Consider the following 22,667-nt stretch of genomic DNA (forward strand, 5'->3'; position numbering starts at 1 on the left):
AATGCTGAGGTCTTTTCGTTTTTATCAGGTTATTTTGGTCTTCGGCCAACGAGTCCTGCAAAAGGTTTGCCCGTTGACCGCAACCCCGAACTAGGCGTCCCCGCCGTCAGCCACTTATTCAGACAAAGCCCTAAACTACGCGTCCCGGCAGAAATTCTAGGGCTTTTTCGTATGAGAAATGTAAATGCGGATCTTTGATCAACGAGTTCAATTGGACGTAAATCTAGCCACTTAGCTACTTCTCCGGAAACCCCACATCTTTGCGTCCCATTTCACAGCCCAGTCTTATGGCTCGCTTTCTTCGCTCCTTCTGCCGCCAACTCAGTATTGCTTTTGGTAAATGGATAATCTACCCACCCTTATCATGTCTTATCTCAAACCATAACTGTTAAGAGATCACTACGGCCATGGTGTTTACCAGTTTGATCGACGCTCTATCATCAAGGTGCTAGATAGGAATGACATAGTGAGTGTGGTTAGGTCGTAGATCTACGACACACCGCTTTATGGGATAACTCCTCATCTCTTTAAACGAGATACAGACTTGTGTGATTTATTTTGATGCGGGCTTAATTTTCAGGAACGGATTAAAACGCTTTCGCCTCTGGTTGTATCTATTAAATAACTAAAGGGCCAGTATAGAGTTGTCTTAAGGTACTTAGGCGTTTTTCTAAGCGGAGATGGTACTGGTAATAAAAAAGCCGACCTAATGGTCGGCTTTTTACTGAGAGAGTTTAATTTACTCTTGAACCAGAGTCAGTGCTTTACGAGAAACTTCATGCGCGGCTTTGGTTAAGTTTTGTTTCTCTAATGCATCGGCTAAGTATGCGTAGTCAGAAACGTTGGAGCGCACCGTCAGCGCTTTTTCAAAGTGCTGCTGAGCCTCGGCCCACTTTTCGTTGCGCAGATAGAATTGAGCAAGTGCACTGTGTGCTTCTGCATTGTTCCCATCTTTACGCAGGGCTTCTTCAAGGAACACAACTGCCGGATGACTGTCAGCTAAGTTCATCTCTGGTAGTAGTGCGTAAAGGCGTGAGTTTGGATGCTTCTTAATATTCTCTTTAACCAGAGTGAAAGCTTCGTTATCGGCCTTAAGAGCGATAAGTTGTTTCGCAAAGCACTCGACCAGATGACTGTCGTTCTTCATTTTACGCGATAGGCTGTTCCAGTGAGCAATCAGCCCTTCACTGCCTTTCTGCTCTGCAACTTCGGTTAACAAACCACACTGAGCTCTTTGAGTCAGTTTGGCTTGCTCATCAGTACCGATTACATTGGATTTATCCAGTGCTGGTAGTAAATCGAGCAGTGGCTGCCACAGTTTGAGTTCAACATAAACCGTCTTGAGTAAGTTAAGTACGATCGCGTTATTTGGGTAGCTCGATTTAAGTGATGATAGTGTGTCGAATGCTGCCGTGTAATCCGCTTCTCGGATTTGTTGCTTAGCTCGGGTCAGCTCAACCGCCAAGCGAGAGTTTTCCTGCTGGCTAGCAAGCTCTAGGTATTTATCGCGCTTAGTTGCGTCTCCGAGTCCTTGAGCTGCTTCTGATGCAACTAGATAGCAGAGTAATGGCATGTCGTGGTGATTCGCCCAACGTGTTGCTTTTTTCTCTGCTTGCTTAAAGTCGCCTTCTAGCAGTTTTACGATCGCTTCGTTTGTTAGGCGACGAGAGTGGCGCATCTTACGTACGCTAAAGTAGTTCCAAGTCGCTGAGCTGGCGTAGAGCGCGCGTTTGATCAGAAACTCAAGTAGAAATAACCCCGCGAGTGCAGCAATAACAAAGATAACCAGCGTAGTAACGCTCATTTCGATGGTTTTGTTGGCGATAGAAATCAGCACATAACCTTGTTGACCGGAGTATTGGCTACCAACGAATAAACCGGCCCCCAATACGACAAAGAGGAAAATGATTCGAAACATTATTTTTCCTCCGAGGTTAGAGTCGTCACCTCACGGCGTAGACGGTCACGAATAACGTCTGCAAGCACTGTTTGTGTTTCTAGCTTCACTGGGTATTCAACTTGGATGGTTTGTTTACTTAGAGATTCAAGTGTCTTGTTGAATTCAATGACAGAATTAGAGTCTTGATTGAAGAAGGTGCTCGACCATTTGTCTGCGGTTGATAACGCGGTGGTATAGATCTCTTGCTGTTCAACGTAGACCGCTTTGATCGCGGTTTCGATCTTAGCTTTGATGTTCTCTTTCAAATAGAAGTGTTGCTGAGGCGAAAGCAGTGGGATGACATTGCCATCACGAGTACGGAATGTGATGAAGTTTTCTGAGAACTCTTTCAATGAAGTCATCAGGTTATCTTGCCAGTCGTAGATGTCTTCCGACACTTTGCGTTGCTCTACCTGCTCCGCTTCAGGTAATAGGGCGTTTGCGAGAGGTAGCTGATCGACTTGTTGTTGTAACGCTGTCAAACGCAATACCAGACCTTCTCTGTCGACTAACGGCACGGTTTTCAGTTTGGTGATGTCTTTCGCCATTGCCTTACGCAGTGGGACAAGGGTTGGATCGTTGAGTGCAGCAATACGTTGGTCAGCGCTTTCCATCAGTTTGGTTGCACTGAACGCATCGTGCTCTAAAAACAGCTTGCGACCAGCGAGTTTGACTAAGTAGTCTGCTTCAGCCAATAACCAATCGTTTGGACGGCGGCCCTTAACATCTGCAATGGCTAGCTGTAGGCTTTCAATGCTTTTTTGCTGCTGTGCTAATACCGTTTCTGCCTTGTGGGTGATTTCGGTCGCTTTCGCCACTGCCGCTTTTTGCGTGGTTTCGAGGTCTTGTTTCACCGAGCTTTGAGTCTGCTGTAGTTGTGCTTGTAGCGCGCTGATTTGCGCTTGGTACTGAGCATCTTTCTGTTGCATGTGGAAGGTAAGGCCACCACCGAACAGCAAGGATAGGATAATCGCAACCGTACCCAGTTTAACGCCACGCTTTCCTTGTTTCTCTTCAAACTCAGGAGCGGATTCTGCTTTAGGTGGGGTAGGTGATGCTACGCTTTCTTCGACTTTCGATTCCTTGTCGGTGGAAGCTGCGTCAGTCACAGAGGCTTGCTCTACCTCTTCTGGCGCTGAAGTGTTTTCTTTCTCAGGTTCAATGTGATCGTTTTTATTTTTGCTTGTCATTGTTTATTGTCCTGTTTCAGTTGACCGGAGAGTAGCCAACAAATCTTTGTTTGAAGCACTACAAGTATTGATTACTTGCTTGAACCCCAACGAAAGTGCTTCTTGCACAATACGTTCACTCGGTACATACAGCGTTAGTTCTAACACCCACTCTAAATACTCATCAGCGATCTGAGAGATAAAGTGATTCAGTTGTCCTGAACTGGTGATGACTAACTGCTTAATTTTTCTATCTTGCCAGAACGGTACGAGCATTTCTGAGCGGAAAGCTATGTTTTCCCGTTTATATATCTCTCGATATTCTACAACGGCGCCACGGCTTATTAGTGTGTCAAAAATGAGTTCGCGACCGCCATTTCCCCGCAAGATGACGATTCTTTGGTTGGTGATGTTTTGCAACGGCTTCAATGCGAGCAGGTGCTCACTGTCACCAACTTGTGGATAGTGTACTTTTTGTCGTGTTACTTTGCTTAAAACATGTGCAGTTTTTTGACCAACGGCAAGGTACGTAGCCTTGGCTGGCCATTGAGATATGTTGTCTACAACCGCTTGATTGGTCAGAGTAACCGCGTGTTGACTGACGGCAATAATGATATCGAACTGGCTCAGTTCGTCAGCAATACCGGAGAGGGAACTCCCCGGTAAGATGTTTATGAGAGGAAGATGAAGGGCACTTATCCCTGCGTCATTGAGTTGTTGGCATAACGTGCGTCCCTGCTCATCAGGTCTGGTGACCAACACTGCCATACTGGATTACTCGTGCTCAGCGTATAGCTTAGTGAGGATTTCTTTCGCGCCATCATCAAGCAGCTGATTGGCCAGTGTAACGCCTAACTCTTCCGCTTGGCTTCTCGGGCCTTTGATTTCACCGCGAACGATCTTAGAGCCGTCAGGTTCACCAACTAAAGCGCGTAGCCAAATATCATCACCGTCGATCAGCGCGTAACTGCCGATTGGCACCTGACATCCACCTTCTAGGGTTAAGTTCATTGCGCGCTCACACAGTACGCGATCCGTGGTTTCTTTATGGCTAAGTGGTTCTAGCAGTTTGATCAGACGCTTGTCGTCAAGACGGCATTCAATGCCTACTGCGCCTTGGCCAACGGCTGGAAGAGACTGCTCTGGTTCGATAAAGCTGCGAATGCGCTCTTCCAACTTAAGGCGTTTAAGGCCTGCTGCTGCTAATACGATAGCATCGTATTCACCGGCATCCAGTTTACCTAGTCGTGTACCTACGTTGCCACGCAGCTCTTTAATCACTAAATCTGGGCGGTATTCTTTTAACTGGCACTGACGGCGCAGGCTACATGTACCCACAACCGCACCTTGTGGTAGGTCGTCTATCTGGCTGTACGTGTTTGACACAAACGCGTCACGTGGGTCTTCACGCTCACAGATAGTCACAAGGCCGAGCCCTTCTGGGAAATCAACCGGTACATCTTTCATCGAGTGAACCGCTAGGTCCGCACGACCTTCCAGCATTGCCACTTCCAATTCTTTGACGAACAAACCTTTACCACCCACTTTTGCTAGCGGGGTATCTAGGATGACATCGCCTTTGGTTACCATAGTAACCAACTCAACCTCTAAGCCAGGATGAGCGGCTTGCAGTGCGTCTCTAACAAAGTATGCCTGCCAAAGGGCAAGTGGGCTTTTGCGCGTAGCGATACGAATTGGGGTAGTTTGAGTCATGATGTTCTACTGGTTGATTCAAAATAATGGTGTAATCGTACCATTCTGAATCAAAAAGTATTACTGCAATATCCTCAGGATGATTAGTTGTACTGGGGTGAACATGAAATCATCAAAAGAGTGTGATCTATATCTCGTTTGGACGAAAGGCTATTATAATAAAAACAGGTTCCGTACCACACTAAGGCGAAATCGACTTACAGCGGATAGTTATGTCGATTCGATCGTACAATTCTTTACCAATTGAAATAAAAGTGTTAGATTGATCACGTTTAAGCGGTGCTTTAGACTGATTTTTCGTCAGCACACGATAGGTATTTAACCAAGGAATTTCCCTTGCAGGTTTACACTAAGACTTTAATTCAGAGACTTGATAATCTGAACCAGCAACGCACTGAGCGTGCGCTGGCGCTTATGGACTTGCAAAGTCAGCGTGTATTCCATCTTATTCCTACTCTTCTTCATTTCAACCACCCTGCGATTCCTGGCTATTACGACAATCAAGTGCCCTTTGGTATTTGTGAGTTCGAGCTAAATGAAACTCAGCGACAGTTTGTCGAAGACACAGAGTTGACCCTCGGTCAGCCGCTGGTTTCTAGCGATAATCCATCGATTTATGGTCTGTACACTATGGGGAGCACTTCCTCGATAGGGCAAAGTACGTCCAGCGACTTGGATATCTGGGTGTGTGTGTCGTCGAGCATGTCTCAAGATGAGCGTGAGTCACTGACCACAAAATGTTTGTTGATCACCGATTGGGCGCAAACCCAAGGTGTTGAAGCAAACTTCTTCCTGATGGACGAAGAGCGATTCCGTTCAAATCATTCCGAAGAGATGACAGGTGACAACTGTGGTTCATCACAGCACTTGTTGCTATTGGATGAGTTTTACCGCAGCGCGGTACGTCTTGCAGGTAAGCGTCTGTTGTGGCAAATCGTGCCACCGGAAATGGAAGAGTGTTACGACGAATATGTCAATGACCTGTGTAATAACGGTTACATCGATTGCAGCAAGTGGATTGACTTCGGTAAGCTGAACCGAATTCCCGCTGAAGAGTATTTCGGCTCCAACTTGTGGCAACTCTACAAAAGTATCGACTCGCCGTATAAATCGGTCCTAAAAGCGATTCTGCTTGAAGCCTACTCTTGGGAATACCCAAATACCCAACTGTTAAGCTTAGACACCAAACGCCGCTTCTTTACTCATGAGCCAGACCTATATGGTATGGACGCGTATTACCTCATGTTAGAGAAGGTGACTCGCTACCTAGAGCGAATCGGTGATGAAACTCGTTTAGACCTCGTTCGTCGCTGTTTCTATTTGAAGACTCACGAAAAGCTCTCGCGTGAACCGAGCGTTGGTTCGGTTGAATGGCGTCGTAAAGCGTTGGGCGAGTTAGTGACTCAATGGCAATGGGACGAGAGCGTTATCCGTGAGCTGGATGACCGACGTAACTGGAAAGTTGAACAGGTGAAAGTGGTGCACCACGCGTTACTTGATGCGTTGATGCAGAGTTACCGCAACCTGATCCAATTTGCGCGTCGTAACAATATCACCTCGGCGATCAGTCCACAGGACATCAGCGTTCTGGCACGTAAGCTTTATGCGGCATTCGAAGTGCTGCCGGGCAAAGTCACGTTGCTGAACCCACAAATTTCTCCAGACCTGCACGAACCCGACTTAACGTTTATCGAAGTAAGACCGGGCAGAACCAATAAGCAGGGCTGGTATCTATACAAACAACCGCTAACGCCGCATCGCATCATTGGTCGTGCGCCGTTAGAGCATCACGAATACCTCAGCAAGCTGGTCGCTTGGTCGTTCTTTAATGGTTTGATTACTGAATCGACGCGCCTGCACTCGGTAATTCGAGAAGCACACTTAGACATCGATAAGTTTTACCAGATGGTGAGTGACTTACGTAACACCTTCTCGTTACGTAAACCGCGCCCGACAATGCAAGCCCTAGCCAGCCCGTGTGAGATTAGCCAGTTGGCGATGTTTATCAACTTTGAAAACGATCCAACGACAGAGCTTGCAGGTAAATCACTCAAGCTCGACCCGAAAAACACCGATATCTTTAGCTTTGGTCCTGATCAGAAGTGTTTAGTCGGCAGTGTCGATCTGGTTTATCGTAACTCTTGGCAAGAAGTGCGTACCTTGCACTTCAAAGGCGAGACGTCGATGCTAGACGCGCTGAAAACCATACTAGGTAAAATGCACCAAGATGCTGTACCACCAGAGTCGGTGGATGTGTTCTGCTACAGCAAGAACCTGCGCGGCGTGATGCGCAATATGGTTTATCAGCTATTAGCTGAATGTATCGACCTGCGTCTTAAGCCGGTCGAGCAAGAAAAACGCCGCCGCTTTAAAGCGATGCGTATTGGTCAGCAAACCTACGGATTGTTCTTCGAGCGTCGTGGTGTATCGGTGCAGATGCTGGAAAACTCGGTCGACTTCTATCGCAGCATTTCAACCAACAAGCTTAAAGGCTCACCGTTGTTGATGTTGGATAAAGAGCAAGATTACCAACTGCCAGACGCGGTTGACGGATTTGCCAGCGAAGGTCTTATCCAATTCTTCTTTGAAGACAACGAGCAAGGTTTCAACATTTACGTGTTAGATGAGTCGAATCGCGTTGAGGTTTATCACCAGTTTAGTGGTGAAAAAGACGAGATGATCGCCAGCGTAAACAGCTTCTACACTTCGGTAAAAGACGAGAATACGGTTTCGTCTAAGTTTATTAACTTCAACTTACCGCAGTACTACCAGATTGTTCATCCTGAAGACGGCGAACCCTACATTGTGCCGTATCGTAGTGATAGTACGGGTTACCCAAAGTCGGGAAAAATCGTTAATGCATAAACAAAAAGGCCATCATATACGATGGCCTTTTTGTTAACGTCTTTTAGCGAGTGGCTTACGGCCATTCGATCTCTTCTTCAGCGTGTTTTTCACACTCTTGCTTCACCATAGCGATCAGCTCAACACCCGTCTTAGAACAGATCCATTGCTCTTGTTGGTATGAAAAGTGGAAACCGCCTGATTTTGACGCCAACCAGATCTCTTTCATTGGCTCTTGGCGGTTGATAATGATTTGACTACGGTCTTCAAATTCCAGTGTCATTACATTACCAGACACTTCGTAATCGATGTCCGCTCCTGAATCATCAATCATTTCTTCGATGATTTGCATTTGAACATCTACCAACTGATGAAATTCAGTCTCGTTCATCTTATCTATCCTATTGCTTTTCCTGAGTGTGGTGCGATTATAGGGGGCATTGGAAAAATAATCACGATTGAACCTATGAAAAAATCAATCTTAGCTCTGTTTATTGTTTCGGCTCTTGGCTTGGCTGGCTGTGGTCAAACTGGCCCACTTTATATGCCTGAAGAAGCACCACAGAACGAGCAACCTTCAAACAATTAACAAGTAATATCAGAATATAAGGGAAAGCACTTTGGATTACTTCAACTATCAGGATGATGGCCAGCTTTGGGCCGAGGATGTCGCATTATCTGATTTGGCTCAGCAGTACGGCACACCACTCTACGTTTATTCGAGAGCGACTCTAGAGCGCCATTGGCACGCCTTCGACAAATCGGTTGGCGAGCATCCACATTTGGTGTGTTATGCGGTTAAAGCGAACTCGAACTTAGGTGTACTGAACGCACTAGCAAGACTGGGTTCTGGCTTTGATATCGTATCGGCAGGTGAACTTGAACGCGTGATCGCCGCAGGTGGCGATGCGAGTAAAGTGGTGTTCTCTGGCGTAGGCAAAACCGAAGCTGAGATGAAACGCGCGCTGGAGCTTGGTATCAAGTGTTTCAACGTTGAGTCTGAACCTGAACTTGAACGTCTGAACAAAGTGGCGGGTGAACTGGGTGTGATCGCACCGATTTCACTGCGTATCAACCCAGACGTTGACGCTCATACACACCCTTATATTTCCACTGGCCTGCGTGATAACAAATTTGGTATCGCGTTTGACCGTGCGCCAGAGGTTTACAAGTTTGCCTCTAGCTTAGAAAACCTCGATGTAAAAGGCATCGACTGTCACATCGGTTCGCAGTTAACCGACATTGAACCGTTCATCGATGCAACGGACCGTTTATTGGCACTGATCGACGACCTTAAAGCGCAAGGCATTCGCATCAAACACTTAGATGTTGGCGGTGGCCTAGGCGTGGTTTATCGCGATGAACTGCCACCGGAGCCATCTGAGTACGCGAAAGCGCTGCTTGGCCGTCTGGAGAACCACCAAGACCTAGAACTTATCTTTGAGCCGGGACGTGCTATCGCGGCAAACGCGGGCGTACTCCTGACCAAAGTGGAATTCCTTAAGCATACTGAGCACAAAAACTTCGCGATTATCGACGCGGCGATGAATGACCTGATGCGCCCCGCGCTGTACCAAGCTTGGCAAGATATCGTTCCGGTTAAACCACGCCAAGGCGAAGCGGTGACTTACGATTTGGTTGGCCCTATCTGTGAAACGGGTGACTTCCTCGGTAAAGACCGTGCGTTGGTACTTGAGCAGAACGATTTACTGGCGGTACGCTCAGCTGGAGCCTACGGTTTTGTGATGTCTTCGAACTACAACACTCGTGCTCGCGTGGCGGAAGTGATGGTGGATGGCAAGCAAACTCACCTTGTACGCCAACGTGAAGAGCTGTCCAGTCTATGGGCGTTAGAGAACATTCTTCCGGAGTAATTGGAGCTTTATGCATTTCCATTTTTCTAAAATGCATGGTTTGGGTAATGACTTCATGGTTGTGGATTGCATTACCCAGAACATTTTTTTCTCACCGGATTTGATCCGTCGCTTGGCGGATCGTCATACCGGTATCGGCTTCGACCAGCTACTGGTGGTTGAGGCGCCTTACGATCCAGAAACCGATTTCCATTACCGCATCTTTAACGCTGACGGTAGCGAAGTTGAGCAATGTGGAAACGGTGCACGTTGTTTTGCCCGCTTTGTACGCATGAAAGGGCTGACGAATAAGTACAGCATCAGCGTGAGTACCAAAAAAGGCAAGATGATCCTCAGCATCGAAGAAGATGACCAGATCACGGTGAACATGGGTGTGCCTGAGTTTGAACCGAATAAGATTCCGTTCAAAGCAAAGCAGATGGAGAAAACCTACATCTTGCGCACCGAAGAGAAAACCTTGTTCTGCGGCGCAGTCAGCATGGGGAACCCACATGTGGTAACCGTTGTGGATGACGTGGCGACCACCGATGTTGATACGCTCGGCCCGCAACTTGAGTCTCATGAGCGTTTTCCTGAGCGTGTGAATGCTGGCTTTATGCAGGTGCTTAATCGCAATGAAGTTAATCTACGCGTGTACGAACGCGGCGCGGGTGAAACGCAGGCGTGCGGCAGTGGTGCGTGTGGCGCGGTTGCGGTCGGTATTGTCCAAGATCTATTGGATGAAGACGTTGTGGTTAATCTCCCTGGCGGTTCGCTAAAAATCAGCTGGCAAGGTCCGGGTAAACCACTATTTATGACTGGTCCAGCGACACACGTTTATGATGGTCAGCTAAGCTGTTAGAGAGTGATGGAAAAACAATTAAACGTATCTGACATCGAAGCAGATGCATTGACCGCTGAGGTAGTGTCCGAGTACCTGCGTGATAACCCTGATTTTTTTACCTCTCGACCAGAGCTGGTGGACAGATTAGCGTTAAATCATCAAGAGCAGGGCGCGGTGTCATTGGTCCATGTACAACTGAACCGTCAGCGTCAACGTATTGAAGAGCTGGAGGAAGAGATCACTAGCTTGATGTCGATGGCGAAGAGCAACGATAGAACGTTTCACGAGTTCATGGGGCTGCAAGAGCATATTTTGCAGTGTGATTCGTTGCTCACGGCGGTTAAAGCGATTGAAGAAATGGCGAAATCGTTGGGTTTGGTGGCGTATGTGCGTTTGCTTGATAGTGAATCAAACTACTACCAGTTGAGCAAAGAGGGCTATCAACGCTTTGCGACTAACCATCTCAATGGTAAGAGTGCGTATTTAGGTCGTCTGCGTAAGGTCGACCGTGACGTGATCTTTGGGGACAACAACCGTGCGCCTGAAATGGGGTCGTATGTGGTTTTGCCGCTCAAGAAAAAAGCGTTGCAAGGCATTCTCGCGTTCTCAAGCTCCGACGGTGGTCATTTCCAACCGCATATGGATACCTTGTTCTTGCGTCACTTGGCGCTGGTACTTTCCCATCTAATTGAATTCTTGCCATGGCAAAACGAAGACGATGAACGAATCAGCAATACCTCTGCCTAACAGTCTTCAGCGGCCCCTAGAACGCTTCTATGAATACCTCAGAAGCGAAAAGGGGCTGAGTTTGCACACCCAACGTAACTACAAACAACAGCTCGAAACCATGGCGCAGCACTTGGCTCACTTAGGGATCAAAGATTGGTCGCAAGTGGACGCGGGCTGGGTACGCCAACTTGCCAGTAAAGGCATGCGTGATGGCATGAAAGCGAGCAGTTTGGCCACGCGTCTGTCGTCGCTACGCAGCTTTTTCGACTTTTTGATATTGCGTGGAGAGATGAGTGCTAATCCAGCCAAAGGGGTCTCTGCACCACGTAAAAAACGTCCATTACCGAAAAACCTCGATGTGGATGAAGTCGGCCAATTGCTGGAAGTGAATGAAGACGATCCACTTTCAGTGCGAGACCGAGCGATGATGGAGCTGATGTACGGCGCGGGTTTACGTTTGGCGGAAATGGTCAGCGTGAACGTTAAAGACGTCGGTTTGTCTTCCGGTGAATTGCGAGTGGTTGGTAAAGGTGACAAAGAGCGTAAAGTGCCGTTTTCAGGCATGGCCGCGGAATGGGTCGCCAAATGGCTCAAAGTTCGCGCTAGCTTGGCGAATCCCGATGAGCCAGCGTTGTTTGTTTCTAAGCTTGGTGTGCGTATTTCTCACCGCAACGTACAGAAGCGGATGGCGGAATGGGGACAAAAACAGTCGGTTGCCAGCCACATTAGCCCGCACAAATTGCGCCACTCGTTTGCTACTCACGTGTTGGAATCGAGCAACAACCTGCGCGCGGTTCAAGAGCTGCTCGGACATGAGAACATCTCGACTACCCAAATCTACACCCACTTGGATTTTCAACACTTAGCTGAGGTGTATGACCAAGCGCACCCAAGAGCGAGAAAGAAAGGAAATAACTGATGCAGTTTTATCGTCACCTAGCGCCAATCAAAGCGATGACTTTCGACCTAGACGATACGCTTTACGATAATCGTCCAGTTATCCGTCAAGTGGAAGCGAGCATGGCGGCGTGGCTGCATAAGTATCATCCGATCTCTGCGACCCAGCCTCATCGCTGGTGGAATCAAATTAAGCGTCAAGTGGCTAGGGAAGACGATTGGTTACTCAATGACGTTACTTTGTGGCGTCATCGACAAATTGAACATGGCCTGAGCTTATTGGGTTATGAAGATGACCAAGCCAAGCGTGCGGCAGACGATGCGATTGAAGAGGTATTGCGACTGCGTAGTGACTTTACCGTACCCGATGAAGCACATCGCGTTTTAACACTGCTGGCAGAGCGGCTGCCTCTAGTGGCGATCACCAACGGTAACGTCGATGTAGAAAGAATTGGTCTTGATGGCTATTTCTCGTTGGTGTTGAAAGCAGGGCCGGACGGCTACGCAAAGCCTCATCCGGATCTGTTTCAAAAAGCGGCGCAGCATTTGGCGCTGCCGGCAGAATCGATTTTGCACGTTGGCGATCACTTGGTGACCGATGTGTTAGGGGCAAAGAACAGCGGCTTTTCAGCATGTTGGTTCAACGGCGACCAGCAAACCCTTTTCAACCACCCAAAAACCAAGGTATTGCCCGATGCAGAAGTCAGCCAGTTGGCCGACTTATTGCGTTTAATCGAGCGCTAAATAGAACGGTTCAACGACTCGCCAGCGTATAAATGGCCGCTCTTATCGGCTTGAAAGACGTTCATATAGTGGCTAAAGAAGGTCAGTAAACGCGTCGAATCTTGCTTATTCCCTAGCTCACGAATTATTTCTGCGCCGACTTCTAGCGTGCATAGGTGTCCGGCACTTTGATTGCGTCGCAACTGGTACTGAGACTCTTGCTGTGGTTTTATGTGCACCAATGGCAACGATTGCAGCCAAACGCTTTTACGCAGCATTTTCTTAGCTTCTTGCCAGGTTCCATCCAAAACAATAAACAGCGGCTGCTTGTTGTCTGCAAGGCTAGTTTGCTGCGCAGTTGTCACCGACACACTCTCATCGCCGGGAAACAGTAAGTAGGCCGCGTAGTTTTCGTCATCGAGCAAGCTTAGTAATGCGGGGCACGGTTGTTTACGATGCCAAATGTGCTTACTCGATGAAGCTACTACTTTGAGCAACCATTGCCCGGTGTTGGTATCTCGACTGAGTTCGTTCTCGTGCGTCAACAGCGCAAAATGCGCGGCGACAGTCAGCGTCGGCAGGTGCGTGCATACGCAGTTGAACTTCAGTCCGCACCCCGGGCATTGTGTGTTATCAGACATTTACAGCGTGACTCCGCCCTGGTGCGGGGTTAATCCATCCGAAAATAGCTGTACTTGGCTGCTTTCATCGTAGTTAGCCGTCGGTGCCACACTTGGATTTTGCGGATAACTGATGCTGTTATGCTTTAGTACATGCTGATTTGGTACTGCGCCACCACCGCTGACAAACAAGATCAGGTCTTGCCATCCGTCGTGTGCTTGGGTGCCTAAGTTGATTGGCGTACGCACTAAAGTGATACGACTGTTGAAGCGCCATTTTTGCTGGTAGTTTTCAAATATCAATAGTGTACAGCCGCCAGAGCCACACCAATCTAGTTGTGCCAGTAGCTCTTCGTTACCGTCTCCGTTGAGATCGTACGTCAACCAACGGTAGCGTGTACCCGTTGGGTCGGTTTTGTGCAGTCGGAAGTACTCGCGCAGGGTTTTATCGACTTGTGGATTAAACTCGGCACTGGATGCCACTTTGCCAGCTTCGAGTGTTCGAGTCGTAGGCGATGAGACGGACTCAGTCAGTGTTTGTTTGGTCTTGAATAGCGTGATGCCGCCGTCTGCGATCTCATAGATTACGTCGCCGACTTTTTCTTTCTTGGCGGTTAGCTGGTAGCCATCACGCGTGTAGATACGCTCTGAGTTAAGAGGTTGGTTCTGTAGTTGGGTGTTCGCTACCTGCACTTGATTTGGGTTGAGCTGTTGCCAGTAGCCTCGCTCGACCGTGTCCGCTTCGCCATTTTGATAGCTGTAAGTGGTATTGGCGGAATGGTCGGGATTAAGCGTCATTGTGACGCTAAAAGGTGTGTTTTGTGTTGATTGCGCTTGATACGTGGCTGCCCAATTCTGGGTGGCATCACGATTCGATAACGTTGCACAGCCGTGATAAGTCTTGTCATTGAGCTTAAAAGTTGCACTCCAGCCGTACAAACTGTCACTCATTCCATCGACACAGCTTTGTTGTTTCATATCTAGGCTACCACCAGCGAACTGGTAGCGTCTGCGGTCGCTTTCAATGCGGCTCGACTCAATCGTCAGTGGCTGCTTTTCCGCGCCAAATTGCTCAAACACTAATTGGTTTTTGGCAAACTTGACCGACCAAGACAGCTCAACACCAAATGCGTGCGTCGGCTTCTCTGCTTGGTCGCATCGATTCGGATTTTCAGCGGAGAGCACATTGATGTGGTCAACGACAAAGCGTGCTTTATAGTCTGACGAGAAACCGGCTTTGCTTGGCGCTTCCAAATGGCCAATTACTTCACCATAAAGCGGCTCGTATGGTCCGCGGACTAAAGTCAGTCCTTGTTGGAAGCGGTCTTGAGGAAGGTCTAGCCAGTATTGATTCTGACTGCCACAAGGTGTGATAGAGCGAACTTCGTTACCCAGCACGACTTGTCCGCGCATGACGAAAGTCTGTGCGACGACCGACTTTGGCTGGTCGAGCGTTGCTTGTGGCTCTGCAGGAGGCGTTTCTACATTCGTAGTTGAGCTGGAACACGCCTGGAGAGCGAGCAAAGTAGCCAGTGCGACTGGGTTTTGTAACGCCTTCATGTTATATCTTCCTCTATAGACCCTAGAATGTTATCGGAAGCATTATGGCATATTGGCTATTTAAAACAGAACCTGACACCTTCTCAATTGACACGCTACGCACACAGTCAACCTCATGTTGGGAAGGAGTACGCAATTATCAAGCAAGAAACATGATGCGAGATGAAGTGAAAGAAGGCGATTTAGTGCTGATTTACCACTCATCGTGCAAAAAAGTGGGTGTCGCTGGGATTGCTAAGGTGATTAAACAAGCCTATCCCGACCACTTTGCGTTCGACCCAGAAAGCGACTACTACGATCCGAAGTCGACGCCAGAGAATCCGCGTTGGGTGATGGTGGACATCGAGTTTGTGCGCAAAACGGAGCGATTGATTCCGCTTTCGGTACTCAAGGCGATGCCGGAACTAGAGAACATGCCATTGGTAAAACGCGGCAATCGACTTTCGATCATGCCGGTAAGTGACAGCGAGTGGCAGGCGATCCTCGATAAAGAGAAGCTCCCGAGCCAGCGATAAAAAAGGGCAGTGATAGGCTGCCCTTAATGTTTCGACGAGGCTTTAGAATAAATGCGTGTGCAGATATTGCGCCACTGCGTCTTCTTCGTTACTGCCGATCACTTCGTTGTTAGGGAGCGCGGCTTTCACTTTATGGTGCGATGTGCCCATCACCAGACCTTTACCCGCCATCGACAACATTTCGACGTCGTTCATACCGTCACCGAACGCAATGCAGTTTGCCAAAGATAAACCGAGCGATTTAGCCACCGCTTCCAATGCGTCTCCTTTGGATACGTCCGCAGCCATGACTTCTAAACACCAAGGCGTCGAAAACGCGATATTCAGTTGGTCGCCAAACTTCTCACGCAACTGGTTCTCATATTGCACCAGGTGCTCGTGGTCGTGTTTTGGGTGAGTAAAGAACACTTTGGCAATGCCTTCCGTCGGTGCGTTGCTGGCGTTAAAACGCGTGTAAGTAAAGCCAGATTCGCTGTGGAATTTTGCTAACACTTCGTCGTCGCGGTCCATCAACCATTGTTCATCTTTGTAGAGATGGATGTAGATCTCTGGATCGTGACGGATCACATCGATCACTGGCTGAACCAACTCTTCTGGTACGTTTTTGCTGTACATCAGTTGGTCGTTTTGGTCGTGAACGCGGGCACCGTTCGATGTGATCATATACGCCGGAATGCCCGCAATCTCGCGAATCCCTGCCACGTCTACATGGTGACGACCCGTCGCAAATATGAAGGTGTAGCCATTGTTGTGCAGTTCTTTCAGCGTTTGTTTGGAAAAGTCACTTAGCTGGTGGTTTGGTGCCAGTAGCGTGCCATCAAGATCTGAAGCAACAATGCGGAATGGAGTTTCTTTGCGTGTTTCGGTCATATCACCCTCGTAACAGTGCGTAGTTCAACCCAATCAGGGTAGACGACATAGTTTACTTGAAGGAAAGGAGGAAAAAGAGGGTAAAGATCACCCTCTACATTTTCCTATTTTGAGGATTGCGAATTATGAAAGAAATTGATTATTGTATCCAGCGCTTGATTGCGGTGTTCATCTGCTTCAAACAGCAGTTCGTGGCGCGCGCCGTAAACAATTTTTAGCGCGCACTCTTGGTTAGTTTTGGCCAACTTTTTAATGAATTTAATCTGGTGCAGGTTTGAAACGATGCGGTCTTCGCTGGCTTGCAGTAACAACAAAGGGATTTTGATCTGGCGGGTCATCAGCAAGCATTTTTTGGCTGACATCAATCCTTGCCAAACCCAGCGAGTGCTTGCGCCGCCAATCTTAAACTCTGGTCTTTGCTCGTATAAATCGCGAAACCAGTGGTAACGTGCGGAACTTTGGCTCAAAAAGTTGCCATCGAAAGGTTTTGGGAAATACGCGACCTGACCCGGCGCAAAGGTCGGTTTAGGGTGATACATTGTCAGCAGGTGACCGAGCATCGCCGCGACAGGCTTAAGGTGCCAAGGCAAGTTAACGCCAAACATCGGTGCGCTCAGCGCAATCGCGTGAAAAGGATGCGTTGGATGCGTCTGGATATAGCGCGTGGCAATGTTGCCACCCATTGAATGGGCGAGTATGTAGCGGCTTTGATAGTGCTCCAAGTCAAAGTGGTCAACCAGCAGTTTCAAATCTTCGACGTAATCTTCGAACTCTTCGACGTAACCCATTTCTTTGTCGTCGATAAGACGGTCTGATAAGCCTTGGCCGCGATGGTCGTAAGAGTAGATGTCGTACCCCTGATTAAACAGGTCGTAGAAAAGCTCTTGGTATTTCCAACTGCACTCAATTCGGCCGTTGACGACTACGATGGCTTTGGTGTGTTCTGGTTTGGTTAACTTAACCCAGAACAGCTTCTTTTTATCGAACGATGTATAGAAGCCTTCTTCGCGAGATTGCCAAAAATGACCGATTTGTCCATGGATGGCTTGCTCAAAATTTGTCTCTTGAGTATAAGGGGCAATAATAGCGGAACTCGAAATATTCATGATTGAAGATAACCCAAAGAGTTCTTATTCTGATACAAAACTAGATTATGTGAGTCTAACACGCGTTAGTCGAGAGGAAACACAATGGATATTCACGTTTGGTTAGCGTACTTAGTGACTGCGGTTGTATTTAGCTTAGCACCGGGATCAGGAACGGTGAACTCGATCAGTAACGGTTTAAGCTATGGTACGCGTAAGTCATTAGCGGCAATCGCTGGTCTGCAAATTGGTCTCTCGATTCATATTATTTTAGTTGGTGCGGGCATCGGTGCGTTGGTGGCTCAGTCTGCGCTGGCGTTCAGTATCATCAAATGGGTAGGCGCCGCTTATCTGGTTTGGCTGGGAATTCAAAAGTGGCGTGATCGCGGCAGTTTATCTACGGCGTCAACGGATGATTCGCTATCGGGTTTGACCTTGATGAAAAACGCTGTATTGATTAATCTTACTAACCCTAAATCGATCGTGTTTCTGGTCGCGCTTTTTCCGCAGTTTATCGACCCAACACAAAACCAAGTCACTCAGCTTTTGGTTTTGGGGGTAACGACGGTGGTGATTGATGCGATGGTGATGCTGGGTTATACCTCTTTGGCATCACAAATGGGGCGTTTTATCCGCTCGGAGAAAGTGATGAGCAAAATCAACAAAGTCTTTGGCTCGATGTTTGTCGGTTGCGGCGCCTTGCTAGCGACGGCGAAGGCGTAATCTGCGCATGCAGCAATCGATGCGCGACACTTATGTGGCTCGACAGCCGATTCTCAATGCTAAGCGACAAACCTTAGGGTACGAGTTGCTATTTCGCGACGGCGAAAATAATGCCTATCCTAGCCATATCGACTTAAATCGCGCTACTTACCGTTTAATTGTTGAAAACTTCTTGTCGATTGGTACCAACCCGATTCGACAGAATTCTCGTTGTTTTATCAATTTCCCGCACGAAAGCATACTGCATCGGCTTCCACTGGTTTTACCCAAAGACAAAGTGGTGATTGAGGTACTAGAAACCTGTATCCCCAACGACGATTTGTTTGAGGCGCTAAAGGAGATTAATGCTGCGGGTTACCTGATCGCGCTGGATGATTTCGTCTATACCCCAGAATGGGAGCGCTTTTTACCTTTGGTACACATCGTCAAGCTCGACATTATGGCATTGGGTTTAGACTCAGCTTGCCAAACGGTAAAAGCTTTGCTGGCCAAAGGGGGCAATCGCCGCTATTTGGCCGAGCGAGTCGAAACGGAAGAAGAGTTCCTTGCCGCGCGCTCTGCGGGCTTTAGCTTCTTCCAAGGGTTCTTTTTTAGTAAGCCTCAATTGACCAAGCAGCGTTATTTGGGACCAGAGCAAGTCATCGCAATGGAACTATTCCGCGAGGTATGTCGTCCTGATGTCGACTTTATCAAGATCGAACGGATTATTGCCCGTGATATCTCGCTATCGTACAAACTGCTGCGCTTTGTAAACTCGATGTCCGACCGCTTAGAAGTGTCGATCTCTTCGTTTCGTCAGGCGCTGATCTATCTAGGTCAAGACAAGCTCAAGATGTTTGTCTCTTTAGCGATTGCTTCGTTTATCTCTTCCAATAAGCCGCCAGAGCTGTACACGCTCTCACTTCAGCGCGCGCAGTTGTGCCAATTGATGTCGCAATACCAAGCATTCAGTCAGCAGCGAGACCAAGCGTTTCTGATCGGATTGTTCTCGGTGTTGGATGCGTTGTTGGATATCTCACTCGACGATGTCGTGGCGCAATTGCCGCTGTCTGACTGCACGAAGATGGCTCTGCTGGAACGAAAAGGGCCGTTTGGCGTGTTGCTCAGTGCGGGTGAGTGTTATGAGCGTGCTGACTGGGGTGGCCTGCAGCAAGCATGTAGCCAACTAAATTTGTCGGTTGAAGACGTGATGCTGCAAATCTCTGAAGCGCAGCGCTGGAGCCAAAACGTCAACCACCTTAACTAGTCTCGGCTTGGCGCGATTTATCTATTTTCCTCTATGAACTTTTCGTGACAGTCGCCAGAGCGGCTTGATCTTTCCTGTCTGATAAATAAATATATACGCATATCCATATATGAGTATGTTTTATGTTACCTCACCAGTTTTTTAAACTGCTTTCTGATGAAACCCGCGTACGTTGCCTGATGTTGATTGTGCGCGAAGAGTGCTTATCGGTCGGCGAACTGACCGAAGCATTGCAAGAGAGCCAGCCTAAAATCTCGCGCCACCTTGCCCAGTTGCGCTCAAGTGGTGTGCTGGTGGATGTCCGCCAAGGACAGTGGGTGTTTTACCGACTGGCGGCAGATTTGCCCGGATGGATGCGCAAACTCATCGACGACTTAGTGGCGTCTAACTGCCTTAAAACCGAATATCAGTTAGATATCCAGCGACTTCATACCATGCAGGCGCGTCCTGTGTGTTGCCAATAATTGCAAACGTATTAATAGAAATTAAAGAGATAGAGCTATGACAATCAAAGTAGGGATCAACGGTTTTGGCCGTATTGGACGTTTAGCACTGCGCGCAGCATTTGACTGGCAAGAGCTAGAGTTTGTACAGATTAACGACGTCGCGGGTGACGCAGCGACGCTGGCGCATTTACTTGAGTTTGATTCGGTGCAAGGTCGCTGGCACCACGAAGTGCGTGCAGAGGGCAATGAGATTGTCATTAACGGCCAAGTGATCAAAACCAGCCAAGAGAAAGAAATCGGCGCGGTTGATTGGTCTGGCTGCGATGTTGTGATTGAAGCAACGGGCGTGCACCGTAAAACTTCGTTCCTTAACCAATACTTGGCGCAAGGCGTTAAGCGTGTGGTGGTATCTGCACCCGTCAAAGAAGAAGGCATTGCGAACATCGTTGTTGGTGTGAACGATGAGATTTTCGACCCTGCTATCCATCAAATCGTGACTGCGGCGTCTTGTACCACTAACTGTATTGCGCCTGTCGTCAAAGTTATCCACGAAGAATTAGGCATTGAGCAGTCGTCGTTCACCACTATCCACGACCTGACTAATACTCAAACGATTTTGGATGCGCCACATAAAGACCTGCGCCGTGCCCGTGCGTGTGGTATGAGCTTAATTCCAACTACGACGGGGTCTGCGACCGCAATCGTTGAAATCTTCCCTGAGCTGAAAGGCAAAATTAATGGTCACGCAGTGCGTGTGCCATTAGCGAATGCGTCACTAACAGACATTATCTTTGATGTAAAACGTGATACCACGGCAGAAGAAGTCAATGCGCTGCTTAAAGAGGCGGCAGAAGGTGAACTGAAGGGCATTCTAGGTTTTGAAGAGCGTCCATTAGTGTCTATCGATTACAAAGGTGACCAACGCTCAACCATCGTCGATGCGCAGTCAACCATGGTGGTAGGCACTCGTATGGTGAAGATTTACGCGTGGTACGACAATGAAATGGGTTACGCGACACGTACTGCGGAACTGGTTCGTAAAGTCGGTTTGGCGTAAGGAGACGAGTAATGACACATCCTACATGGCAATTGAACGTAGACGCTGGTGCGTTAGTACTTACTCCGTGCCCGGGTACCAAAGATGTTGACTTAGACACGTCATTGGCGCAGTTGCAGCAACAAGGCGTCGCGGCGATTGTCACCGCGTTAGATGAAAGCGAACTGGCGAGCAAAGGCGTTGCTGAGCTGGGCGAAAAAGCGCAGCAACTGGGTATGAAATGGTTCCAGATTGAGATCGAAGATGATTGCGCGCCGGGTGATGAGTTTGCGGCGAAATGGCAACAAGCGAGCCCTGAACTGCACCAAGTGATTGGGCAAGGTGGCAAAGTCGCGATGCACTGCATGGGTGGCTCTGGCCGTACTGGTTTGCTGGCTGCTCACTTTCTGCTAGAGAAGCAATGGCCACTGGATGGCATCGTACGTGAAGTACAAGCGCTCCGTCCGGGGGCATTTACTAAGTCGGTGCAAGTCGATTACATCAAGCAAGTTGCGGACAAATAGTAGCGTTTAGAGCTTTTGGAACATGGGTGTCCAAAGCTCTGGTTACGGCACACGTAAAGCAGGAAATCATGTTCTCACATCTAAGTAAAAGTGTTCGTCAGTACATGCTGGTGACCTTTAATTACTGGAACTTCACCATTACCGATGGCGCGCTGCGTATGCTGGTGGTGCTCTATTTTCATGACCTTGGCTACAGCACTTTAGAAATAGCCTCGTTATTTCTGTTCTATGAATTCTTCGGTGTTGTGACTAACCTTATCGGCGGCTGGTTGGGCGCGCGTCTTGGGCTGAATAAGACCATGAATCTCGGCTTAGCGATGCAGATCATCGCATTGGTAATGCTGGCTGTGCCTCATGTATGGTTGACGATTCCTTGGGTGATGGCAGCGCAAGCCTTATCTGGGATAGCGAAGGACCTCAACAAGATGAGTGCCAAGAGCTCGATTAAAACCTTGGTTCCGGATGAACAACAAGGCGCTTTATATAAGTGGATTGCGATCCTAACTGGTTCAAAGAACGCGCTCAAAGGGGCAGGATTCTTTGTTGGCGGGTTATTGCTGTCGCTGGTGGGCTTTAAGTCTGCGGTGTTACTGATGGCGGCACTGCTAACTCTGGTGTTTATCGGCAGTGTACTCGGCCTTGAAAGCAACATGGGTAAAGCTAAGGATAAACCTAAGTTTAAACAGATTTTCTCGAAATCGAGTTCGATTAACATCCTCTCTGCGGCGCGTATGTTTTTGTTTGGTGCTCGTGACGTATGGTTTGTCGTTGCGTTGCCCGTTTACCTCGGCAGTGTTTTCGGTTGGGACCACTTGTGGGTCGGCGGGTTTCTTGCCACTTGGGTTATTGCTTACGGTTTTGTGCAGGGAATAGCGCCCAAGATTACGGGTAAGGCTCAGGGGAAAGTGCCTGATGGTAGTGCCGCTTTATGGTGGGCGGGGCTACTAGCGCTGATCACTGCAGCTATTGCTTATGCGGTGCAAATTGGCTGGCAACCTGAGTTAGTGATTGTGGTCGGTCTGATGATTTTCGGCGCGGTGTTTGCGGTGAACTCGTCGCTACATTCGTATTTGATCGTCAGCTACGCGAAAGGCGACGGTGTATCGCTCGATGTCGGGTTCTATTACATGGCCAACGCGATGGGACGTTTAATCGGAACGATTCTATCGGGCTGGATTTTCCAAATTGCGGGACTGGCAGCGTGCTTGTGGGTGTCGTTTGCGTTCTTGGCGATAACTACGCTGATCTCGATACGTCTGCCAAAAATTACTCAGACTGCCAAAGCATAATTCCCATACACATCATAGTGTTGTTATGACTAAAAGCTGACC

General features: G+C 48.3%; 24 protein-coding genes. 15 read left to right on the forward strand and 9 right to left on the reverse strand.

Going from position 1 to position 22,667, the window contains the following annotated elements:
* Positions 1–198, forward strand: a 198-nt coding sequence (locus AKJ31_RS23370; RefSeq protein WP_211263072.1) for a hypothetical protein, incomplete at its 5' end; no start/stop codon positions are given.
* Positions 199–739: 541 nt separating this feature from the next.
* Here the strand turns inward: AKJ31_RS23370 and AKJ31_RS20560 are convergent.
* The 4 genes from AKJ31_RS20560 to hemC are packed head-to-tail and all read right to left on the reverse strand — an operon-like array spanning position 740 to position 4,821.
* Complete coding sequence (locus AKJ31_RS20560; RefSeq protein ID WP_053410903.1) at positions 740–1,918, reverse strand: heme biosynthesis protein HemY; 1,179 nt, start codon at positions 1,916–1,918, stop codon at positions 740–742.
* Positions 1,918–3,129: a uroporphyrinogen-III C-methyltransferase gene (locus AKJ31_RS20565; RefSeq protein WP_053410904.1), complete on the reverse strand. Its 1,212-nt coding sequence runs from the start codon at positions 3,127–3,129 to the stop codon at positions 1,918–1,920. Before AKJ31_RS20565 ends, AKJ31_RS20560 begins: the two co-directional genes overlap by 1 nt.
* 3 nt (positions 3,130–3,132) lie before the next feature.
* Positions 3,133–3,876: a uroporphyrinogen-III synthase gene (locus tag AKJ31_RS20570; protein ID WP_053410905.1), complete on the reverse strand. Its 744-nt coding sequence runs from the start codon at positions 3,874–3,876 to the stop codon at positions 3,133–3,135.
* Positions 3,877–3,882: 6 nt separating this feature from the next.
* Positions 3,883–4,821: a hydroxymethylbilane synthase gene (gene hemC / locus AKJ31_RS20575; protein ID WP_053410906.1), complete on the reverse strand. Its 939-nt coding sequence runs from the start codon at positions 4,819–4,821 to the stop codon at positions 3,883–3,885.
* 336 nt (positions 4,822–5,157) lie between these two features.
* On the opposite strand from hemC, the gene AKJ31_RS20580 reads away from it, so the two are divergent.
* Complete coding sequence (locus tag AKJ31_RS20580; protein ID WP_053410907.1) at positions 5,158–7,686, forward strand: class I adenylate cyclase; 2,529 nt, start codon at positions 5,158–5,160, stop codon at positions 7,684–7,686.
* 55 nt (positions 7,687–7,741) lie between these two features.
* Here AKJ31_RS20580 and cyaY read toward each other — a convergent pair whose 3' ends face one another.
* On the reverse strand, positions 7,742–8,056 hold the full coding sequence (cyaY, locus tag AKJ31_RS20585; protein WP_053410908.1) for an iron donor protein CyaY: 315 nt from the start codon (positions 8,054–8,056) through the stop codon (positions 7,742–7,744).
* Positions 8,057–8,131: 75 nt separating this feature from the next.
* On the opposite strand from cyaY, the gene lptM reads away from it, so the two are divergent.
* Genes lptM through yigB form a run of 6 tightly spaced genes read left to right on the forward strand, consistent with a single transcriptional unit; the run spans position 8,132 to position 12,732 of the window.
* Entirely contained in the window at positions 8,132–8,254 is a 123-nt protein-coding gene (gene lptM / locus AKJ31_RS23645) for an LPS translocon maturation chaperone LptM (protein WP_053410909.1), read from the forward strand.
* Between the two features lie 31 nt (positions 8,255–8,285).
* Positions 8,286–9,539, forward strand: coding sequence for a diaminopimelate decarboxylase (gene lysA / locus AKJ31_RS20595; protein ID WP_053410910.1), 1,254 nt, complete (start codon positions 8,286–8,288; stop codon positions 9,537–9,539).
* A gap of 10 nt (positions 9,540–9,549) precedes the next feature.
* The gene (dapF, locus tag AKJ31_RS20600) at positions 9,550–10,380 is read left to right on the forward strand and encodes a diaminopimelate epimerase (protein ID WP_053410911.1); all 831 of its coding nucleotides are present in this window, start codon (positions 9,550–9,552) and stop codon (positions 10,378–10,380) included.
* Positions 10,381–10,386: 6 nt separating this feature from the next.
* Entirely contained in the window at positions 10,387–11,109 is a 723-nt protein-coding gene (locus AKJ31_RS20605; protein ID WP_053410912.1) for a DUF484 family protein, read from the forward strand.
* Positions 11,081–12,010 carry a tyrosine recombinase XerC gene (gene xerC, locus AKJ31_RS20610; protein WP_053410913.1) on the forward strand — a complete coding sequence of 310 codons (930 nt, stop codon included), beginning with the start codon at positions 11,081–11,083 and terminating at the stop codon, positions 12,008–12,010. The genes AKJ31_RS20605 and xerC overlap by 29 nt, the downstream gene beginning before the upstream one ends.
* The gene (gene yigB, locus AKJ31_RS20615; protein WP_053410914.1) at positions 12,010–12,732 is read left to right on the forward strand and encodes a 5-amino-6-(5-phospho-D-ribitylamino)uracil phosphatase YigB; all 723 of its coding nucleotides are present in this window, start codon (positions 12,010–12,012) and stop codon (positions 12,730–12,732) included. The genes xerC and yigB overlap by 1 nt, the downstream gene beginning before the upstream one ends.
* Here the strand turns inward: yigB and AKJ31_RS20620 are convergent.
* Together AKJ31_RS20620 and AKJ31_RS20625 are read right to left on the reverse strand one after the other, a co-directional pair.
* Complete coding sequence (locus AKJ31_RS20620) at positions 12,729–13,352, reverse strand: tRNA-uridine aminocarboxypropyltransferase (RefSeq protein ID WP_053410915.1); 624 nt, start codon at positions 13,350–13,352, stop codon at positions 12,729–12,731. The two genes, yigB and AKJ31_RS20620, sit on opposite strands and share 4 nt — an antisense overlap.
* Positions 13,353–14,891, reverse strand: coding sequence for a COG3650 family protein (locus AKJ31_RS20625; RefSeq protein ID WP_053410916.1), 1,539 nt, complete (start codon positions 14,889–14,891; stop codon positions 13,353–13,355). It abuts the gene before it with no gap.
* Between the two features lie 44 nt (positions 14,892–14,935).
* On the opposite strand from AKJ31_RS20625, the gene AKJ31_RS20630 reads away from it, so the two are divergent.
* Complete coding sequence (locus tag AKJ31_RS20630) at positions 14,936–15,406, forward strand: EVE domain-containing protein (RefSeq protein ID WP_053410917.1); 471 nt, start codon at positions 14,936–14,938, stop codon at positions 15,404–15,406.
* A gap of 42 nt (positions 15,407–15,448) precedes the next feature.
* Here AKJ31_RS20630 and AKJ31_RS20635 read toward each other — a convergent pair whose 3' ends face one another.
* Together AKJ31_RS20635 and AKJ31_RS20640 are read right to left on the reverse strand one after the other, a co-directional pair.
* A complete protein-coding gene (locus tag AKJ31_RS20635; RefSeq protein ID WP_053410918.1) occupies positions 15,449–16,276 on the reverse strand; it encodes a Cof-type HAD-IIB family hydrolase in 828 nt (275 codons plus the stop codon).
* A gap of 104 nt (positions 16,277–16,380) precedes the next feature.
* Positions 16,381–17,382 carry an alpha/beta fold hydrolase gene (locus AKJ31_RS20640; RefSeq protein ID WP_053410919.1) on the reverse strand — a complete coding sequence of 334 codons (1,002 nt, stop codon included), beginning with the start codon at positions 17,380–17,382 and terminating at the stop codon, positions 16,381–16,383.
* Positions 17,383–17,466: 84 nt separating this feature from the next.
* Here AKJ31_RS20640 and rhtB point away from each other — a divergent pair, with 84 nt between their 5' ends.
* The 6 genes from rhtB (at position 17,467) to arsJ (ending at position 22,625) form a co-directional block, all read left to right on the forward strand.
* Entirely contained in the window at positions 17,467–18,084 is a 618-nt protein-coding gene (gene rhtB / locus AKJ31_RS20645; protein WP_053410920.1) for a homoserine/homoserine lactone efflux protein, read from the forward strand.
* Between the two features lie 19 nt (positions 18,085–18,103).
* Positions 18,104–19,330, forward strand: coding sequence for an EAL and HDOD domain-containing protein (locus AKJ31_RS20650; RefSeq protein ID WP_053410932.1), 1,227 nt, complete (start codon positions 18,104–18,106; stop codon positions 19,328–19,330).
* Positions 19,331–19,452: 122 nt separating this feature from the next.
* Positions 19,453–19,794 carry a metalloregulator ArsR/SmtB family transcription factor gene (locus AKJ31_RS20655; RefSeq protein WP_053410921.1) on the forward strand — a complete coding sequence of 114 codons (342 nt, stop codon included), beginning with the start codon at positions 19,453–19,455 and terminating at the stop codon, positions 19,792–19,794.
* Positions 19,795–19,831: 37 nt separating this feature from the next.
* A complete protein-coding gene (locus AKJ31_RS20660) occupies positions 19,832–20,833 on the forward strand; it encodes an ArsJ-associated glyceraldehyde-3-phosphate dehydrogenase (RefSeq protein ID WP_053410922.1) in 1,002 nt (333 codons plus the stop codon).
* An 11-nt stretch (positions 20,834–20,844) separates the two neighbouring features.
* A complete protein-coding gene (locus AKJ31_RS20665) occupies positions 20,845–21,336 on the forward strand; it encodes a cyclin-dependent kinase inhibitor 3 family protein (RefSeq protein WP_053410923.1) in 492 nt (163 codons plus the stop codon).
* A 68-nt stretch (positions 21,337–21,404) separates the two neighbouring features.
* Positions 21,405–22,625 (forward strand): organoarsenical effux MFS transporter ArsJ, encoded by a 1,221-nt coding sequence (gene arsJ / locus AKJ31_RS20670; protein WP_053410933.1) that lies wholly within the window; start codon positions 21,405–21,407, stop codon positions 22,623–22,625.
* The last annotated feature ends 42 nt before the right edge of the window (positions 22,626–22,667 follow it).

This window comes from Vibrio hepatarius (genome assembly GCF_001274785.1).
In the GTDB taxonomy this organism is placed as follows: Bacteria; Pseudomonadota; Gammaproteobacteria; order Enterobacterales; family Vibrionaceae; genus Vibrio; species Vibrio hepatarius.

Coding starts and splice junctions, on each gene's coding strand:
- AKJ31_RS20560 (WP_053410903.1), bottom strand. CDS start 1,918: ATGTTTCGAATCATTTTCCTCTTTGTCGTATTGGGGGCCGGTTTATTC.
- AKJ31_RS20565 (WP_053410904.1), bottom strand. CDS start 3,129: ATGACAAGCAAAAATAAAAACGATCACATTGAACCTGAGAAAGAAAAC.
- AKJ31_RS20570 (WP_053410905.1), bottom strand. CDS start 3,876: ATGGCAGTGTTGGTCACCAGACCTGATGAGCAGGGACGCACGTTATGC.
- hemC (WP_053410906.1), bottom strand. CDS start 4,821: ATGACTCAAACTACCCCAATTCGTATCGCTACGCGCAAAAGCCCACTT.
- cyaY (WP_053410908.1), bottom strand. CDS start 8,056: ATGAACGAGACTGAATTTCATCAGTTGGTAGATGTTCAAATGCAAATC.
- lptM (WP_053410909.1), top strand. CDS start 8,132: ATGAAAAAATCAATCTTAGCTCTGTTTATTGTTTCGGCTCTTGGCTTG.
- dapF (WP_053410911.1), top strand. CDS start 9,550: ATGCATTTCCATTTTTCTAAAATGCATGGTTTGGGTAATGACTTCATG.
- AKJ31_RS20605 (WP_053410912.1), top strand. CDS start 10,387: ATGGAAAAACAATTAAACGTATCTGACATCGAAGCAGATGCATTGACC.
- xerC (WP_053410913.1), top strand. CDS start 11,081: ATGAACGAATCAGCAATACCTCTGCCTAACAGTCTTCAGCGGCCCCTA.
- yigB (WP_053410914.1), top strand. CDS start 12,010: ATGCAGTTTTATCGTCACCTAGCGCCAATCAAAGCGATGACTTTCGAC.
- AKJ31_RS20620 (WP_053410915.1), bottom strand. CDS start 13,352: ATGTCTGATAACACACAATGCCCGGGGTGCGGACTGAAGTTCAACTGC.
- AKJ31_RS20625 (WP_053410916.1), bottom strand. CDS start 14,891: ATGAAGGCGTTACAAAACCCAGTCGCACTGGCTACTTTGCTCGCTCTC.
- AKJ31_RS20630 (WP_053410917.1), top strand. CDS start 14,936: ATGGCATATTGGCTATTTAAAACAGAACCTGACACCTTCTCAATTGAC.
- AKJ31_RS20635 (WP_053410918.1), bottom strand. CDS start 16,276: ATGACCGAAACACGCAAAGAAACTCCATTCCGCATTGTTGCTTCAGAT.
- AKJ31_RS20640 (WP_053410919.1), bottom strand. CDS start 17,382: ATGAATATTTCGAGTTCCGCTATTATTGCCCCTTATACTCAAGAGACA.
- rhtB (WP_053410920.1), top strand. CDS start 17,467: ATGGATATTCACGTTTGGTTAGCGTACTTAGTGACTGCGGTTGTATTT.
- AKJ31_RS20650 (WP_053410932.1), top strand. CDS start 18,104: ATGCGCGACACTTATGTGGCTCGACAGCCGATTCTCAATGCTAAGCGA.
- AKJ31_RS20655 (WP_053410921.1), top strand. CDS start 19,453: ATGTTACCTCACCAGTTTTTTAAACTGCTTTCTGATGAAACCCGCGTA.
- AKJ31_RS20660 (WP_053410922.1), top strand. CDS start 19,832: ATGACAATCAAAGTAGGGATCAACGGTTTTGGCCGTATTGGACGTTTA.
- AKJ31_RS20665 (WP_053410923.1), top strand. CDS start 20,845: ATGACACATCCTACATGGCAATTGAACGTAGACGCTGGTGCGTTAGTA.
- arsJ (WP_053410933.1), top strand. CDS start 21,405: ATGTTCTCACATCTAAGTAAAAGTGTTCGTCAGTACATGCTGGTGACC.